Source organism: Synechococcus sp. BMK-MC-1, assembly GCF_014279955.1.
In the GTDB taxonomy this organism is placed as follows: domain Bacteria; phylum Cyanobacteriota; class Cyanobacteriia; order PCC-6307; family Cyanobiaceae; genus Synechococcus_C.
The window spans coordinates 2,117,899-2,135,047 of the sequence record NZ_CP047939.1; the positions used below are offsets into that span (position 1 = coordinate 2,117,899).

General features: G+C 58.7%; 13 protein-coding genes. 5 read left to right on the forward strand and 8 right to left on the reverse strand.

Features of this window, described 5'->3' with window-relative positions; translation table 11 throughout:
- Positions 1-24: 24 nt before the first annotated feature.
- From SynBMKMC1_RS12045 to rpsT, 4 genes are all read right to left on the reverse strand, one after another.
- Positions 25-1,929, reverse strand: a complete 1,905-nt coding sequence (locus SynBMKMC1_RS12045) for a DNA-directed RNA polymerase subunit gamma (protein ID WP_011933952.1) — start codon at positions 1,927-1,929, stop codon at positions 25-27.
- Positions 1,930-1,977: 48 nt separating this feature from the next.
- Positions 1,978-5,271: a DNA-directed RNA polymerase subunit beta gene (gene rpoB, locus SynBMKMC1_RS12050; RefSeq protein WP_011933953.1), complete on the reverse strand. Its 3,294-nt coding sequence runs from the start codon at positions 5,269-5,271 to the stop codon at positions 1,978-1,980.
- Positions 5,272-5,539: 268 nt separating this feature from the next.
- The gene (locus tag SynBMKMC1_RS12055; protein WP_186471910.1) at positions 5,540-6,325 is read right to left on the reverse strand and encodes a TatD family hydrolase; all 786 of its coding nucleotides are present in this window, start codon (positions 6,323-6,325) and stop codon (positions 5,540-5,542) included.
- A 61-nt stretch (positions 6,326-6,386) separates the two neighbouring features.
- Positions 6,387-6,695, reverse strand: coding sequence for a 30S ribosomal protein S20 (gene rpsT, locus SynBMKMC1_RS12060; protein WP_011933955.1), 309 nt, complete (start codon positions 6,693-6,695; stop codon positions 6,387-6,389).
- Positions 6,696-6,778: 83 nt separating this feature from the next.
- Here rpsT and hisD point away from each other — a divergent pair, with 83 nt between their 5' ends.
- Positions 6,779-8,122, forward strand: a complete 1,344-nt coding sequence (gene hisD / locus SynBMKMC1_RS12065; RefSeq protein ID WP_186471911.1) for a histidinol dehydrogenase — start codon at positions 6,779-6,781, stop codon at positions 8,120-8,122.
- Between the two features lie 2 nt (positions 8,123-8,124).
- On the opposite strand, the gene rpiA is transcribed toward hisD, so the two are convergent.
- From rpiA to SynBMKMC1_RS12085, 4 genes are all read right to left on the reverse strand, one after another.
- A complete protein-coding gene (gene rpiA / locus SynBMKMC1_RS12070; RefSeq protein WP_186471912.1) occupies positions 8,125-8,841 on the reverse strand; it encodes a ribose-5-phosphate isomerase RpiA in 717 nt (238 codons plus the stop codon).
- 36 nt (positions 8,842-8,877) lie between these two features.
- Complete coding sequence (locus SynBMKMC1_RS12075; protein WP_370593920.1) at positions 8,878-9,999, reverse strand: trypsin-like peptidase domain-containing protein; 1,122 nt, start codon at positions 9,997-9,999, stop codon at positions 8,878-8,880.
- A gap of 62 nt (positions 10,000-10,061) precedes the next feature.
- Positions 10,062-13,319 carry a glycosyl hydrolase family 18 protein gene (locus SynBMKMC1_RS12080; RefSeq protein WP_255486194.1) on the reverse strand — a complete coding sequence of 1,086 codons (3,258 nt, stop codon included), beginning with the start codon at positions 13,317-13,319 and terminating at the stop codon, positions 10,062-10,064.
- A gap of 288 nt (positions 13,320-13,607) precedes the next feature.
- Positions 13,608-14,312 carry a response regulator transcription factor gene (locus SynBMKMC1_RS12085; protein ID WP_186471913.1) on the reverse strand — a complete coding sequence of 235 codons (705 nt, stop codon included), beginning with the start codon at positions 14,310-14,312 and terminating at the stop codon, positions 13,608-13,610.
- 128 nt (positions 14,313-14,440) lie between these two features.
- Here SynBMKMC1_RS12085 and grrP (SynBMKMC1_RS12090) point away from each other — a divergent pair, with 128 nt between their 5' ends.
- From grrP (SynBMKMC1_RS12090) to grrP (SynBMKMC1_RS12105), 4 genes are all read left to right on the forward strand, one after another.
- Positions 14,441-15,346, forward strand: coding sequence for an extracellular substrate binding-like orphan protein GrrP (grrP, locus tag SynBMKMC1_RS12090; RefSeq protein WP_255486195.1), 906 nt, complete (start codon positions 14,441-14,443; stop codon positions 15,344-15,346).
- A 46-nt stretch (positions 15,347-15,392) separates the two neighbouring features.
- Positions 15,393-15,755 carry a GrrA/OscA1 family cyclophane-containing rSAM-modified RiPP gene (grrA, locus tag SynBMKMC1_RS12095; protein ID WP_186471914.1) on the forward strand — a complete coding sequence of 121 codons (363 nt, stop codon included), beginning with the start codon at positions 15,393-15,395 and terminating at the stop codon, positions 15,753-15,755.
- A 50-nt stretch (positions 15,756-15,805) separates the two neighbouring features.
- Positions 15,806-16,075 (forward strand): hypothetical protein, encoded by a 270-nt coding sequence (locus SynBMKMC1_RS12100; protein ID WP_041428675.1) that lies wholly within the window; start codon positions 15,806-15,808, stop codon positions 16,073-16,075.
- Between the two features lie 113 nt (positions 16,076-16,188).
- Positions 16,189-17,127: an extracellular substrate binding-like orphan protein GrrP gene (gene grrP / locus SynBMKMC1_RS12105; protein ID WP_186471915.1), complete on the forward strand. Its 939-nt coding sequence runs from the start codon at positions 16,189-16,191 to the stop codon at positions 17,125-17,127.
- Positions 17,128-17,149 lie beyond the last annotated feature (22 nt).

Genomic DNA, 17,149 nt, shown 5'->3' on the forward strand with positions numbered 1-17,149 from the left:
AGACGAGCGAATCGAAGTTGAGCGTCAGGTGGCTGCCACCGCGTCGATGATCGTGTGATTCATCACCACGCGGCCCACGGTGGTGAGGATGTAACGGCTGATCAGCGCGCCATCGTCATCAAAGCGGTCTCTGCGGTACGTCCACTGCTCAAACCGGGTGCCATCGGAGAGCGTTTCACTGCTCACGGGTTCTTCACGTTCATCGTCGTCTTCAACCTCACCGTTGAAGCGCACCCACACCCAGTCGTGCAGACCGAGGCGCTTGTCCTCGAACGCGTGAATCACATCCTCAAGATCTGAGAAGGTGCGGGAACGATCGCCAAAATCAACCGGTTGAACGTCGGGCTGCAGGGCGGTGAGGTAGTAGGCGCCCAGAACCATGTCCTGAGAAGGCGTGATGATCGGTTCGCCGGTCGCAGGAGAGAGGATGTTGTTGCTGGCCAGCATCAACATGCGTGCCTCGGTCTGGGCTTCGATGGCCAGGGGCACGTGCACAGCCATCTGGTCGCCGTCGAAGTCAGCGTTGAAAGCTGGGCAGACCAGGGGATGAAGCTGAATGGCGCGACCGTCGACCAGCTTGGGTTCGAAGGCCTGGATACCGAGACGGTGGAGCGTGGGCGCGCGGTTGAGCATGATCGGGTGCCCGTCGATCACTTCCTGCAGCACCTGCATCACTTCATCGTCAGCACGCTGAATGAGCTTCTTGGCTGCCTTGATGTTGTTGACGATGTTCTGACGGATCAAACGATGGATCACGAACGGCTGGAAGAGCTCGATCGCCATCTCCTTGGGAAGACCGCACTGGTGCATCTTCAACTTGGGACCAACCACAATCACGGATCGGCCGGAGTAATCGACACGCTTGCCGAGCAGGTTCTGCCGGAAACGACCTTGCTTGCCTTCGATGATGTCGCTGAGGGACTTCAGAGGGCGATTGTTGGCACCAACCACCGTGCGACCACGGCGACCGTTGTCGATCAGAGCGTCAACAGCCTCCTGCAGCATCCGCTTCTCGTTGCGGACGATGATTTCTGGAGCCAGGATTTCCTGGAGCCTGGCCAGACGGTTGTTGCGGTTGATGACCCTGCGATAAAGATCATTCAGATCGGAGGTTGCGAAACGACCACCGTCGAGCTGCACCATCGGGCGCAGATCGGGTGGAATCACCGGAATCACGTCCAACACCATCCACTCCGGACGAGCGTTGGTGGCGATGAAGTTGTCGATCACGCGCAGACGCTTGATCAACTTCGCCCGCTTCTGCCCCTTGCTGCCGGCGATCTCCTCGCGCAGCTGCTCGGCCACCTCGTCGAGGGTGAGATCTTCAAGCAACTGCTTGAGAGCCTCGGCGCCAATGCCCACAACGGGCTCATTTTCAATCTCTGAATCTTCGGCGTAGATCTCATCTTCGATTTCCAGCCACTCATCTTCGGTGAGAAGCTGCTTGTATTTCAGGTCCTTGTGGTCACCGGGATCCAGCACCACATAGCAGTTGAAATAAACGATCTGCTCAACGTCCCGCAGGGGCATGTCCAGCAGAATGGCCACATAGCTGGGGATGCCCTTGAGGTACCAGACATGGGAGACGGGGGCCGCGAGCTTGATGAAGCCCATGCGGTGACGACGCACGCGGCTCTCGGTCACCTCCACACCACAACGTTCACAAACGATGCCGCGGTGGCGAACACGTTTGTATTTGCCGCAGTGACACTCCCAATCTTTGGATGGCCCGAAGATTTTTTCGCAGAACAAGCCGTCCATCTCCGGCTTCAGGGTGCGGTAATTGATCGTTTCGGGCTTGGTGACCTCACCCACCACCTGGCCGTTGGGAAGGGTGCGTTGCCCCCACTCCATCACCCGGTCAGGTGATGCAAGGGTGATCTTGACGTAGTCGAAGTGGTTTTCGGTGCGGAGATTGCTGTTGGTCATTGACGGTTAAAGGAGAAGAAGCGTTGTGTCAGATCGTTCGTCAGTCCGTCAGTCCTCGTCGTAATCCGCGACGCCGAGGGATTCATAGGTCGGACGACTTGGGGTGCTGCGACGCGGATTCACGTCTTGCATGAGATCCACCTCCTTGCCTTCATCAGTGAACACAGCGATGTCCAGACCCAGGGACTGGAGTTCGCGCATCAACACCTTGAAGGATTCCGGTGTGCCGGGCCTGGGGATCGGCTTGCCCTTCACGATGGCGTTCAGAGCCTCATTCCGTCCCTGCATGTCGTCGGACTTGACCGTGAGCAGTTCCTGCAGGGTGTAGGCCGCGCCATAGGCCTCAAGCGCCCACACCTCCATCTCTCCGAGACGCTGGCCACCCTGCTGAGCCTTACCGCCCAGGGGTTGCTGCGTCACCAAGGAGTAAGGACCGGTGGAACGGGCGTGGATCTTGTCGTCGACCAGGTGGACCAGCTTGAGGAAGTGGGAATAACCCACGGCCACGGGCTGATCGAAGGGCTCGCCGCTGCGGCCATCGATCAGTTGAAGCTTGCCGGGATCATCCGGGTTGTAAATCCATTCCTTACCGGGTTGCTTGGCAGCCTCCTTGAGGAAGGTCTCCACCGTCTGCTGCGACTTTTCAGCCCCATACATCTCGTCAAACGGCACCACCTTCACGCGGCAATCAAGATTGGCGGCGGCCCAGCCCATCAGCAGCTCGAAGACCTGACCCACGTTCATCCGGCTCGGCACGCCCAGGGGGTTCAGCACGATGTCAACCGGGGTGCCATCGGGCAGATAGGGCATGTCCTCCCGGGGAAGAATGCGGCTGATGATTCCTTTGTTGCCATGACGGCCGGCCATCTTGTCGCCGACCTGGATCTTGCGGCGTTGCGCCACATACACCCTCACCACCATGTTGGCGCCGGGGGGCAGTTCATCACCTTGCTCACGGGTGTAGATGCGCACATCCACGACCCTGCCGCGCTCAGTGCTGGGAACGCGCAAGGAGTTATCGCGAACGTCACGCGCTTTCTCTCCAAAGATCGCTCGGAGCAGCTTTTCCTCAGGTGGCTGGTCAGACTCACCCTTGGGCGTGACCTTGCCAACCAGGATGTCGCCACTTTCAACAAAGGCGCCGATGCGGATGATGCCCATCTCATCGAGATTGCCCAGGCTTTCTTCCGCGACATTGGGAATTTCCCTGGTGATCTCTTCCGGTCCAAGCTTGGTCTGTCGGGCCTCAATCTCGTACTTCTCGATGTGCACCGAGGTGTACAAATCATCATTGACCAGACGCTCACTCACGAGGATTGCGTCCTCGTAGTTGTATCCCTCCCAAGGCATGTAAGCGATCAGCACATTCTGACCAAGGGCAATCTCACCGCCTTCGCAAGCCGAGCCATCGGCCAGAACCTGACCAACAATCACCGGATCGCCCTGACGCACGATCGGGCGCTGGTTCAGGCAGGTGTCCTGGTTTGAACGCTGGTATTTCTGCAGGTAGTGGGAGTGATCAACACCCTCTTCATCGCGGACGACGATCGCGGTGGCGTCCACGAAGGTCACGGTGCCGTTGACCCGGGAAATGGGGACCATGCCGGAGTCGCGGGCCACCTGGGTTTCCAGACCCGTGCCGACCAGAGGGCGTTCGGGACGCAGCAGGGGGACCGCCTGACGCTGCATGTTTGATCCCATCAGGGCACGGTTGGCGTCGTCGTGCTCCAGGAACGGAATCAGCGAGGTAGCAACGGAAATCACCTGCACGGGTGAAAGCTGCACATAATCCACCTGCTCAGGCGGCACCTTCTCGAAATCCTGGCGGTAGCGAACAGGGATGAGGTCAGCCAGGATCGCGCCATCGCTGTCGGTGGCGACATCACCAGGGGCCACACGGCACTCATCCTCCAGATCAGCGGAGAGATAGATGGGATCACCCTGCTTCAAAACGCGACCGTTCTCCACCTTCCAGAACGGTGTTTCGATGAAGCCGTACTCATTCACCCGGGCATGGGTGGCCAGGGAGTTGATCAGACCAGCATTCGGACCTTCAGGCGTTTCGATCGGGCAAAGGCGGCCGTAGTGAGAAGGGTGGATGTCGCGCACGGCGAAGCCAGCTCTTTCCCGGGTGAGACCTCCAGGGCCGAGGGCGGAGATACGGCGCTTGTGCGTGAGCTCAGCCAGCGGGTTCGTTTGATCCATGAACTGGCTCAACTGACTCGAGCCAAAGAATTCCTTGATCGCCGCAACCAGCGGCTTGGGATTCACCAACTGCGCAGGGGTGAGGGAATCGGTCTCACCGACGGTCATCCGCTCTTTGATGATGCGCTCGAGTCGATTGAGACCCACGCGCACCTGGTTCTGCAGGAGTTCGCCAACGGAACGCACGCGACGGTTGCCGAGATGATCGATGTCATCGAGGCTGGCACCGCCCACATCGAGCTCGAGATTGATCAGATAGTCGAGGGTGGAGAGAACATCCTCGTGGGTCAGCGTGCGAACCGAATCCGGAATCGTGAGGCGAAGCTTTTTGTTGATCTTGTACCGGCCAACCCGGCCGAGGTCGTAGCGCTTGGGATCGAAGAAACGGGTCTGTAGAAGCTGCTGACCGCCACTCACCGAGGGAGGCTCGCCCGGACGCAGCTTCTTATAAAGCTCCAGGAGGGCTTGGTCTTCAGAACTGATGCCTTCGTCGTTGGCCGCTTCAATCGACTTCTTGTAGTACTCCGGATGACGGAGCTTGTCGATCACATCGTTATCAGACAAGCCCATGGCGCGCATCAGCACGTGGGCATTGATCTTCCGAGTCTTATCAACACGAACATGCAACAGATCGTTCTTATCGGTTTCAAACTTCAGCCAAGCGCCTCGGTTCGGAATCACGCTCGCGTTGTAAGTACGGCGCCCGTTTTTATCCTGCTCGTCTTTGAAATAAACACCAGGGCTACGCACGATCTGATTCACGATCACGCGCTCAGCGCCATTGATGATGAACGTGCCACGCTCGGTCATCAGCGGGAGCTCACCGATGAACACCTCCTGCTCCTTGATCTCACCGGTCTCCTTGTTGACCAGCCGGCAAGTCACATACATCTGAGAGGCGAAGGTGGCATCGCGGCGCTTGGCCTCTTCGACATCGTGACGGGGACGCTTGAGCCGATACTCGCTGCCGACGAAATGAAGCTCGAGCTTCCCGGTGTAGTCGGTGATCGGAGAGAAACTCTCCAGTTCTTCGATCAGGCCCTTCTCCAGGAACCACTTGAAACTGGCCCGCTGCACCTCCACCAGATCAGGGAGATAGGTGGCGGTCTTGGCGACCTGAATCGCGCTGCTGCTCATGCGGAGACCTGCAGTATCAGAAGGTGGACGTAAGGGCCTGAGGGGAAGAACTGAACGGACCGAGGGAGCGTGCAACCAGACAGCAAAGTCGCTCCCCGAGGGGGAACAACCACCGCAACACTGGTTTCAGAACACTCGGGTCAGAACAGCTGACGTCGTCAATGCACCGATCGGTAATGGACGCTTCGGAAGCCAGAGAACAGAGAACTGCATCCGGCCAGGCCAATAAAACATCTTACACTTCCGCCCCAAGGCCTCTTTTTGATGGTCAGGGAAGCTTGAAAAGAGCCCTTGCGTTGGTCGTGCTGCTCATGGCCACGTCTTCGAGGGATTGCTCTCTGAGCTCGGCGACCCGGGAGGCCACCGCCGCAACGAAGGCGGGCTCGTTGCGCTTCCCCCGACGCGGGACCGGCGCCAGGAAGGGGCAATCCGTTTCCACCAGAAAGCGATCCTGAGGCACTTGCCTGGCGCAGTCGTGGGTGGGCAAGGCCTTCGGGAAGGTGACCGTGCCGCTGAAACTGATGTAGAAGCCGAGATCGAGGAACTGATGCATCTCCTCCGGCGTGCCGCCCCAGCAGTGCATCACGCCAGAAGGACAGCAGCCCCGGGCCTTACGAGCACGCAATTCCTCCAGCATGGGTTCGGCGGCATCGCGGCAGTGCACGATCACGGGCAAGTTGAGCTCCACCGCCAGATCGAGTTGGGGGCGAAGAATGGCTAACTGCTCAGCAAGGTTCTTGTCACGAAAGAGATCAAGACCCAGTTCGCCGATGGCCACCACCCGCTCATCAGCGCCAGCGGCCTCTCGCAACACACTTTGAGTGTCCTCAGACCAGTGCTCCGTATCCAGGGGGTGAACTCCCACTGAATAACGCATCTCGGGGAATCGATCCGCGAGGGCGCGGATGGCGGGAATCTCCGACGGTTCTACGCAAGCATGCAACAGCGACGTAACGCCTGCGTCACGCCAACGTTCCGCTACAGCGTCAAGGTCGTCATCGAAATTTCGAAAAACGATGTGACAGTGGCTGTCGATTAAAGCGGGGACTGCCATATCGGGTTCTGAAACGCGCCTTCAGAACCCATCTTGCCGAAAGCCGAACTGAAACTGGAGTTCAGCTTGCGCTTGCGGGTGCTGGATCGATCGCCTTCTTCACCGCCACACTCAAACGAGCCTTCTGATGGGCACCTGCATTGCGGTGGAGCACACCGCGCTTCACCGCCTTGTCGATTTTGCTGAATGCAGCATTCATGCTGGCTTGCACGCTGGTCTTGGCCTCATCGCCAGGGGTGGCGTTGTAAGCCTCACAGGCACTGAAGCAGCGCTTCATCAGCGTGCGCATCGACGACTTGTACGCCTTGTTCTGAAGGCGGTTGCGCTCAGCGATCTCGACGCGCTTCTTTGAGGACTTGTTATTGGCCACAGAGCCTTTGATCTGATCGACAATCCATAACCATAGCTCAGCGTTCCCAACGTCCTTGTCACGGTCGGGCCTAACTTGTGGAAATGCATGATCAGACGGTGAACGCCCCATCGAGCCCCCCTCCAAGCAGCGAGGCGTCTGTGATCCACCGCATCGACGCGGTTGACGCTGCGGAACAGCGACTGGATCAGATCGCGACCCGCACAGCAGGGCAATCCCAGCGAAAGGCCGCGAACAGCGTCGACTCCATCCTCGACCAGGTGCGAAAGGACGGGGATCAGGCCTTGATGGCGCTCACCCAGCAGTTCGACGGATTTGTCCCCGACCCGCTTCAGGTGCCCTGCACTGACCTACAGGATGCCTGGGACGCCACCCCTGCCAACCTCAGGGATGCACTGGAGCTGGCCCACCGGCGGATCCAGGACTTCCACCAGCGCCAAAAGCCTCTGGATCTCGATGTCAAAGGGGTTCATGGTGAGCGTCTTGGGCGACGCTGGCGTCCGGTTCAGGCCGCCGGCCTCTACGTGCCTGGAGGACGGGCTTCTTACCCGAGCACGGTGCTGATGAACGCTGTGCCAGCTCGGGCTGCAGGCGTGGAACGACTGGTGATGGTGACTCCCGGCGGATCCGACGGAACCGTGAATCGCACCGTTCTCGCCGCAGCCCACTTGGCCGGCGTGCGCGAGGTATACCGGATCGGCGGGGCTCAAGCGATTGCGGCACTGGCCTATGGCACCCAAACAATCCCTCGCGTTGACGTGATCAGCGGCCCGGGAAATATCTACGTGACCCTGGCCAAGAAGACCGTCTACGGGCAGGTGGGGATTGATTCACTGGCAGGCCCCAGCGAAGTGTTGGTCATTGCCGATGCCTCAGCCAACGTGACCCAGGTCGCCGCCGATCTGTTGGCCCAGGCTGAACATGATCCTTTGGCGGCTGCGATCCTGCTCACGACTGCTCCCTCCCTGGCCGAAGCGCTGCCTGCTGAATTGGAGCAGCAATTGCAGAAGCACCCGCGGGAAGCCATCTGCCGGCAATCCCTGCAGGAATGGGGGCTTGTGGTGGTCTGCGACAACCTCGAAACCTGTGCAGCGCTGAGTGACCGGTTTGCACCCGAACATCTCGAGCTTCTCGTCGAGCGCCCGCGCATGCTGGCGGACCGCATCCAGCAAGCCGGGGCCATTTTCATCGGGCCCTGGAGCCCGGAAGCGGTGGGGGATTACCTCGCCGGCCCCAATCACACCCTGCCCACCTGCGGCGCAGCCCGTTACAGCGGGGCCCTCAGCGTTGAAACCTTCATGCGGCATACATCATTGATTGAATTCAGCCGCGAGGCCCTCGACGCCACCGGTGGCGCCGTTGTGGAACTGGCTGGCAGTGAAGGACTGCACAGCCATGCCAACTCGGTGAAGGTTCGCCTTCGCTGAACTCAACTGGCCTTCTCGAGGCTGCGCGCGCTGGCAACACCACCATCGATCTGGCCGACGAGCACCTCGTCGGCCAGATCGACGAAAAGGCCGTTTTCAAGCACTCCGGGAATGTTGTTGATCTCTTTCTCGAGCGACGCGGGGTCAGCGATACCGCCTTCAAATCGCACATCCAGAACCAGATTGCCCTGATCGGTCACCACCGGACCCGCCTTGCGCGTGGCCATGCGCAGTTCGGCGTCACCGCCCATCGCTTTCAGTTGCTGGCTGATCTGAACCCAGGCTCCAGGCAGAACCTCAACAGGAAGCAAAAACCCGAGGTTCAGGCGCTCCACAAGCTTGGTGGAATCGACCACCACGATGAAACGGTCTGCGCGGGCTGCAACAAGCTTCTCTTGCACGTGGCAAGCGCCACCTCCCTTGATCAATTGGAACGCAGGGTCCACTTCATCGGCACCATCGATCGCCAGATCAATCCGGTCCACGGCGTTGAGACTACGCAGGGGAATCCCCAACTCTGCAGCGAGAACCTCGCCTTGAAACGACGTGGTCACCCCAACGATGTCGCTCAGCTGACCAGCAGCAAGGCGTTCACCCAAACCCTTGATCATCAGCGCCGCCGTGGAGCCTGACCCCAAACCAACCACCATGCCGTCGCGGAACTGCTGCACAGCCGCATCAGCAACGGCCTGCTTCATCTGGTTTTGAAGATCCGACATGGTCTGTGAGCGATCGGCGAGACCGTAGCAAGGGTTTCAGCTCAATCCCGGCAAGGGTTCCGGTTTGACGGAAACCTGAAGATCCTGCTCTCCGCGGATGATCGACAGCGACAAGGGCTGGTTGATCTCCGCCCGGTCCACCTGCTGCAACAGATCCTGCGGGTCGTCGATGGGCACCTCGCCGGCCTGGATCACGAGATCACCCCTGCGCAGTCCCGCTCTCTGGGCTGGGCTGTCCGGAAGCACAGACTGCACCAGAGCACCAGCCCGTTCCGGTAAAGCAACAAGGGCATTGGGATCCTCGTTGTGCTCCCGCGCGATGCGGGCGGTGAGGGCGATCAGCTGAACGCCGAGATAGGGGTGCACCACTTCACCGGCAGCTTGCAGCTCATCGGTCACCCGGCGAGCCAGGTTGATGGGGATGGCGAACCCAAGGCCTGCCCCGGGGCCGGAACGCACCAATGTATTGATGCCGATGACTCGACCATCAGCATTCACCAGCGGTCCACCGGAATTACCGGGGTTGATGGCCGCATCGGTCTGAATCAGGTCGAGACGCTTGTCAGAGAAGCCGAGCGTGCTGATGTTGCGGTGCAGGCTGCTGACGATCCCGAGCGTGACCGTTCGCTCCAAGCCGTAAGGGGTGCCGAGGGCAATGGCCCAGTCACCAACCTCGAGGGCTTCGGAATCACCCAGCCGTGCGGCAGGCGGCAAGGCGCTGCCTGTCAGTCGCACCAAAGCCAGATCGGTGATCGGATCACGGCCGATCACGTCGCCATCGCGTTGTTCGCCGCTGGCAAGGGTGACGTTCACCTGCTCCACCTGCTCCACCACATGGGCATTGGTGAGAACCAGACCTTGGTTGTCGATCACCACTCCCGATCCCTGCCCACGTTGCCGTTCAGGGCCGTAGCCAAAGCCGGGCTCACCGAGAAGATCACGCAGCAGCGGATCGATCAGGTTGGGGTCAAAGGGCTGACGCTCCACCACGCGCTCGGTGTCGATTCTCACGACAGCTGGAGCCACATCTCGCACTGCATCGGCAACGAAGCTGTGATTCCCAGACACACCAGCGGGGGCTGCAAGCGCCTGCATCGGCTGAAACAGGATCAACAGCAGAGCAGCAACCAGCCCCTGCAACCTCACAAACCTAACCATCAGTGACCGATCGAACCCCACAGGCATGAGCGGAAGAACTCCACTCACGCTAGGGGTCTTCGTCAGGCAAAGAGGAGGAAATCGTCGAGACCGAATTGGCCATCACCACCGACGATGAAGTCGAACTCTGGAGCCCGCCCAATCACCTCGGCATAGCTGGCCCCCTGGCGCAGCAGGTCATCAGCGGCTTCCACCAGGCTGGCGTCGCCTTCCGCGTCGTTGCTGAGGGCCCAGAACATCATTCCGCCGAGTCCCTTTTTGTCCACATAGGCCGCTTTACCGGCAATGGTGGCGGTGGTTTCCATCGAACTCCATTCGTCCCCGTCGTAGAGGAATGCGGCCTTGTTGTCGTCGTCCCAGTAGAGAATTCGAGAGCCGGTCACAACATCGTCGAGCAGATCCTTGTAGTCGTAAACGCCGGCCTGAAATGAGCCGGTGGCATCAAGGCCCGAGCCAGGTTGCTGATAACCGAAGGTTCCCCCGTCCAACACATTGCCCCAGGCGCGGGTGTAAGCCGGAGCACCCAAGACCACCTTGCCCAGATCCACACCAGCACCCTCAAAAACATCAACAGCACCCGTGATGTCGTAGTCGTTGGCATCACCGGTCATCGCAGCCTGATGGCCCGTGGCGTTCTCCCAGCCACCGTGGAAGTCATAGGTCATCACGTTGTAGAAATCGACGTAGGGGTCAATGCCTTCGAGGTTGAGGTTGGCCAGCTTCTCTTGACCACCGGCCGTGGCAATCGACACCTCAAAATCGCGCCCGGTCTCGGCGGAAAGATCATCGAGAGCGGAGCGCAGGTCGCGCAGCACCAACGCGAAGTTTTCACCATCGCTGGTGGACACCGCATTGCCAGCCTTGCCGCCGCCACCTGGGTATTCCCAGTCAAAATCGACCACGTTGAAGAAGTCGTAGGTTTCGAAAATGCGCACCGTTTCGCTAACAAATTTGTCGCGTCCTTCCTGGGTGGCGTAGGCGGTGCTGAATTCATCGGAAAGGGTCCAACCGCCAAGAGCGAAGCCAAGGTTGACCTCCGGATTGAGTTCCTTGAAGCGACGCAATTGCTCGAAGTTACCGGCATCGTTATCTCCAACACCGTTCCAACCCACGGGAACCGAGGTCACCGTGATCGAGTCACCGCTCTCGGTGGTGGTGTAGCGCCCTGAGTTTTCGTAGCTGTCCAGCAGCTCCGGTGCCATAGCGGCGTACTCACTGGTGCTGAAGGTGCGACTGACCTGGTCGGATTGGTCGAAGCGTTTCTGCAGGGCGGCGTAGGGATCGAACAAGGTGATCGACCCATCCGCCTTCACATCAAAGAAGCTGTAATTCATGTGGGTCATCGACTGACCGTCGACATCCGACAAGTTGACGTCACGGCCGTAGATGCCCCACTCCTCGAAATAGGTCACCACCCGTTTGTCTGTTGTGCCGTTGGGGCGCTCGTCATCGATGGTGACCGTGCCGCCCTCTCTGACGGGGACGCCCTCTGTGTTGGCGCCCCCCTCTGTGACGAGGCTCACCACAGGGGGTGTGGCGCCACCATCAGAAGAATCGCCCGACTCAGCACTATCAGGCTGTTGAGCTGTATCGGAACTGATGATGGCCGTGGCAGCAAGATCGAACACCTGATTCGGATCAGCGAAGTCACCGGAGCCCTGGTAGTAGGAGCTTTGTGCGGCGCCTGCGGCCAGAGGTGCTGACCAAGACTTGGGCATCAGGGTGATGGCGTAGCGGCCATCGTCACGGAGGGTGTTGGTGAATTCGAAGTTGCTGACGCTCTTCAACGGTGCATCGGAGACAAAGCTCACCGACCAATCCGTGCCGAGCGATTCATCCGTGTTGTTCGTGACGATGACATTCCCAGCGAAGGTTCCCGACCAACCACCGGTGATCGTGGCGGACACCTCCAGGCCCGAAGCATTGGGCTGGAGGTCAACGGTCGGTTCAAGATCGGCAGGACTGCCGGAATCCACTTCCATTCCGGAATCCATCTCCATATTCGTATCCATATTCATCTCCATCTCCATCGACGCCTGAGCGGGAGCAAAGAAATTGCTCCGGGTCAGCTCGCCGCCATTGGAGATCCCTACACCCTGCGCATTGAAGCTGATGGAAATCTCACCATTGGCCGGAATGCTGTTATTCCAAGCAGCGGGAGTGAATGTCACACGATTAAGACCATTTCCCAAGTCTTCAACAGTTGCATTACCAGCCCAACTTTGAAATTGGTCATGGGGAGTGAGGAAAGAGACTTCCCAGCCGTCGATAGCAAATCCCATAGGGTTTCTGACAATCAGATTGCCACCCATACCGCCACCCCACCACAGGGACCCATCCACTTCCAACTGCAGGCAACTGTTATGAACATTCGAACCACTGGGCAGATTCATCACCACGTTGGTGAGATCGGGAGGCGTCATATCCATGTCCATGCCCGCACCCATATCCATATCCATGCCCGTACCCATATCCATATCCATGCCCGTACCCATGGGCATGTCCATTTCGGCCCCCGTTTCCTGAGGTATCAGCTCAGCAGCCTGTTGCTGTTCAGCACGTTCCTGAATCTGACGCGTGCTCTCTTCCAAGCTCCTGGGCTGACCGGGGGCTTCTCCGGAGGCTGTTACAAAAGCCCCCACACGCGTTTGAAAACCATCGGTAGGGCCGCCCTCTGGCGTGAAGAGCATGGTGCGGTTCACCAGGGAGAGCTGCTCAGGCTGGAAGCCGAACGCTCTGTCGAGAAGATCCTCCTGGATCTGATCGAAATGGAACTCCAGATTAGCGCCGATCAGCTCTTCTTTTTGAACGCCTTTGAAAACGAAACGCTGGCCAATTGGCTCCGAACTGATCACCAGGTCGGCGCCTTCATTCACAACTGAAAGGCGCTCCCTGGTCCCAAAGTAGAGGAAATTGATCTTGTCTGTGACAGGATCAAAATTCTCAATCGTCGTGACACTGTCCCGTTCATGGGAACGAATGTAAACCGTGCTCTCTCGATCGGGATTACCAGGATCAAAGGCAGGGCCAATACCCTTTTCCCAGGAAAAAACGCCACCGATATCTCCCCGTAGGTGCTCATTACCAACGGGAGCGAAATTGCCTTCGTTCAGGTCACTCCATTGAATTCCCTGACCATTGGCACCAAGAATCCGCTGAAACTGATTGGGCTGCCATGGGTAAACAATCGTGGCCGTTCCATCAGGCTCCTGACCAAGAATCAGACTGTGAACAGAAATGCTACCGAAATCCAGTTGATCATTCGCAGGATCGAAGTTGGTGATGTCCTGAGAAAAATTGCCAACTTTGATGAGAGCCATGAATTCATGTTGCTCAAGGCCCCGTCATCGTTGCCCCGTTCTCAGACCCCAAGAACCCTGCAATCCAAGGGTTTGCGGCCTCATCCAGATGCACCCTCTGCCATGGATGTCACCATCTGGTCGCATTCAACGAGCATCCAGTCGCAACCTCTGCACGACGAACGCATCAATCGATCGCAATCACAGCCATGTCCTTGGATTTCAAGGGCGCCCAAGAAACACAGTTGATGAGGATCTCACACCTATCAAACGAGTCGCGCGCCAGTCATTCAACTGGTTCTGATTTCATTAATCCACCCAGTGACGCCGAATGCCCTCAACGGCAGCAGCGGTTCGATCCTTCACGTTCAACTTGCGCATGATGGATTGCACATGCCCTCTGGCCGTGGTCTCTGCAATCGAGAGCGCCTCGCCAATCCCCTTATTTGTAAAACCGTTGCAGAGCAGCTGAAGAACCCGGCGCTCCTGATCCGACAGAACGTGGATCCCACTGAGTTCGTACTGCCTGAGGGCATAAGGGATCGAAGGATCCACAAAGCGCACTCCCGCCAGGATCGACTCCACCGCATTCACGATCGACATCAGATCAAGACTGGGGCGGGCCAGCACCACATCCGCAGGACTGGCCATCACCTCTTTCAGCCTCGGAGAGTCGATTTGCTCCAACGTGAATACGGCGGCGATTGGCGACTGAGGCACTGATCGCTGCTTGAGATCAGCCACAAGCGCTAGCCCATCACCGTTTTCCAGGTGCTCACTGACGAAGGCCAACAGGGGACCACGAACGTCATCGAGACAGGCCAACGCTTCTTGCTGCGTCGTGGCAATTCCGACGAGACGGCTGGGGTGTTCGGTGTGGTGCAGAGCAAAACAACTGGCCAGAGCCAGGGCATAAGGGCGGTTGTCCGTCGCCACCAGAATCCGGTGATGCTGAGACAGATCCTGCAGGTGCTCATTGAGAGTGCGGAAGGACTCGTCAATGGAGATCAACATGCACCCACTCCCTTTCTGATCACCTCTTCAGCATGGGCACTCCCGTTGCGGCACCGCCAGACGAAATGGCCAGATTGACCGGCTTTCCCTACCAATGAGAGGGAGATCCCTCCAGCGGTGGTTACCCCATGCCTTTCGATCGCGTCCTGCGACCCGCACTGATCTGCGTTCTCAGTCTTCTGGCGTTTGGTTGCCAAGCGAAGCCTCCGTTGGCTGACAGTGGTGCGAACCAAAGGAGCGATGGGCAACTGCGAACAGTCGTGGTGGGGGAAGAGCTTCCTTTGGTGGAGAAAACAAACGATGGCTTCGACGGTTTGAGCTTCGTTTTTATCGAAGCCATCCGGGATCAGCTCAGCCACACCGATGGAAAGACGATTGCAATCCAGACCGTCCCTGTCAAAACCTTGCACGAAGCGCAGTCCCTACTGGAGCAAGGCAAGGCAGATCTGGCCTGTGGCGTGGATTTCAGCTGGGAGCGACAGACCCTGCTCAATTACACACTGCCATTTGCCACAACTGGAATCCGTCTCTTGGTGCCTGAGGGGAATGACGGCACCCCGAACAGCCTGAAGGGCAAAACCATCGGGGTCGTGAAAGACAGTGTCGCGGCCTCCGTACTGGCCAACAACCTTGAAACAGCAACGTTCCGGTTTTTTTCCACTCCCTCAAGCGCTTTGAATGCACTGAAAGACGGGACGATTGAAAGCCTCGGGGGAGACAGCCTCTGGCTTCAAGCCAGCCGTAAAGAAGTAGCACCCAAGGACAATCTGGTGCCTGTTCAGCCCTACGCCCGGACAGCAGTAGCTTGCGTGGTGCCTGAAGGCAGTGAATCCCTTTTGGACGCCAGCAACATCGCCATCGGCAGGGTGCTGCAGGACTACGTGGACGGAGATCAAGCCGTTCGCAAAGAAATCAACAGCTGGATTGGCCCTGGCAGTGCTGTGGGCTTAAGCGACGACGACATCGCGCATTACTACAGCGTTGTGTTGACAACGGTGACGGGATTCCGGCAGGACATGGATCGCACCGACTGAAACGCCGCTAACGCATAGCCGCTATCACCCATCACCTTCCATCACCGTGTCAGTAAAAAACCCATTGCTCAGCCTGCTCACCCTGATGGCCGCCTGCAGCACACTCCAGCAGGGCGCCTCTGCCAGCGTTTTCGTCGGACCGGATCCGAGCCTGGCTCTCGAGCAGCGCGTAAATGCGCTCAATCTTGACCAGCTCCAGAATCAACAAGAGAAACTCTTGGCCCGCCACTGGAGGAACGGTGGTGGTTGGGGCAACGGCGGTGGGCGCCGCTGGCGCAATGGCGGCTGGGGCAATGGCGGATTCCGCAACGGTGGCTGGCGAAACGGTGGCTTCCGCAATGGCGGATGGGGGAATGGTGGGGGAATTGGCTGGGGCAATGGTGGTCCCGGAGTCACCATTCGCTGGTAAATCAGCCGTCAACGAGAGCACTAACCTTCCCTCACCGTTGAACTGTTTCCATGACGAGTACTGAACCAGGGTCTCAACGCTGCGCGCTTTGCCAGGTCGAGATTCAGGGAGACGGATCAACCAGTGATCGCGTGCTCTTCAGCCGAGGGACACCCGGCACTCGCAGCAAACTCTGGGCGCGGGTCTGTCAGTACCTCAAAAGCGACGAACAGAAGCAGCAGTGCATCAACCAGGACCCCGGTCTGCGCGGAGAGTCGATGCCCGGTGATGGATTTGAGGAAATCAGCGCGATTCAGCTCGGGGAGAGCAGCGAAACCTGAAGGAGTGCGCTCAGCGTTCACGGATCCCAATCAGGCATGTTTTCTGAGGATGGTGTGGACACTTCTCTGCGAAGTGTCTAGACGTAAGCGTGTCACGTCCTGACCGACTCGTCATGCGTTTGATCCAGAGAGCCGCCACTGGCCTGCTCGCCTTTTCGACCGTCGCTCTGGTGGCTTGCCAAAACAAAGACGCTGATAACAAGACAGGATCACAATCCTCAGGATCAACCCCAGCACAATCAACAAGCAGCGTCTTCGACACCGGCAAGCTGCGCGCTGTTGTGATCGGCAATGCCCTGCCGATGGTGAAGAAGAACGGTGACGCCTACGACGGCCTTTCGTTCGTGGTTCTCGAGGCCATCCGCGATCAACTCAATGTCTCTCCGCTGAAAAAAGACAAAGACATTGAGATTGAACCCGTTGCCGTTGGCTCGGCGCAGGAAGGACTCAACAAGATCCGTTCCGGATCCGCTGATATCGCCTGTGGCGTGGCCTTCAGCTGGAAACGCCAACGCACCCTCACTTACACCCTTCCCTTCGCCATGGGTGGCGTGAGGGTTCTGGCCCCGAAAGGCAACGATGGAACCCCCGACAGCCTCAATGGGCAGACGGTGGGGGTGGTGAAAGACAGCGTGGCTGCCAACGTGCTCGCCTCATCGGTGGATGACGCCTCCTTCCAGTTCTTCAACACCCCCGACGAAGCGCTTGCCGCCCTGAAGGACGGAACAGTGAAGATTCTCGGCGGCGACAGTCTCTGGCTGAAGGCCAACCAAGCAGCAACCGCTCCCGAAGCAGCGTTGGTCCCCGCCCTTCCCTATGCACGCTCCGGCATTGGCTGCGTCGTGGCTGGAACCACACCCAAGCTCTTGAACATGAGCAACCTGGCCATCGGGCGTCTGCTCTCGGCCTATGTCAACGACAACGACGAAGTGCGCACGGAGATCAACTCCTGGATCGGCAGTGGCAGCACCGTGGGTCTGAGTGATGACCAGATCGGCAGCTTCTTCACGATCGTGTTGTCCACGGCAGCCGAATTCAACAAGCAGTCCTGACCCTGCCTCGTTCATCCATTCC

Coding starts and splice junctions, on each gene's coding strand:
- SynBMKMC1_RS12045 (WP_011933952.1), bottom strand. CDS start 1,929: ATGACCAACAGCAATCTCCGCACCGAAAACCACTTCGACTACGTCAAG.
- rpoB (WP_011933953.1), bottom strand. CDS start 5,271: ATGAGCAGCAGCGCGATTCAGGTCGCCAAGACCGCCACCTATCTCCCT.
- SynBMKMC1_RS12055 (WP_186471910.1), bottom strand. CDS start 6,325: ATGGCAGTCCCCGCTTTAATCGACAGCCACTGTCACATCGTTTTTCGA.
- hisD (WP_186471911.1), top strand. CDS start 6,779: ATGCATGATCAGACGGTGAACGCCCCATCGAGCCCCCCTCCAAGCAGC.
- rpiA (WP_186471912.1), bottom strand. CDS start 8,841: ATGTCGGATCTTCAAAACCAGATGAAGCAGGCCGTTGCTGATGCGGCT.
- SynBMKMC1_RS12075 (WP_370593920.1), bottom strand. CDS start 9,999: ATGGTTAGGTTTGTGAGGTTGCAGGGGCTGGTTGCTGCTCTGCTGTTG.
- SynBMKMC1_RS12080 (WP_255486194.1), bottom strand. CDS start 13,319: ATGGCTCTCATCAAAGTTGGCAATTTTTCTCAGGACATCACCAACTTC.
- SynBMKMC1_RS12085 (WP_186471913.1), bottom strand. CDS start 14,312: ATGTTGATCTCCATTGACGAGTCCTTCCGCACTCTCAATGAGCACCTG.
- grrP (WP_255486195.1), top strand. CDS start 14,441: ATGCCTTTCGATCGCGTCCTGCGACCCGCACTGATCTGCGTTCTCAGT.
- SynBMKMC1_RS12100 (WP_041428675.1), top strand. CDS start 15,806: ATGACGAGTACTGAACCAGGGTCTCAACGCTGCGCGCTTTGCCAGGTC.
- grrP (WP_186471915.1), top strand. CDS start 16,189: ATGCGTTTGATCCAGAGAGCCGCCACTGGCCTGCTCGCCTTTTCGACC.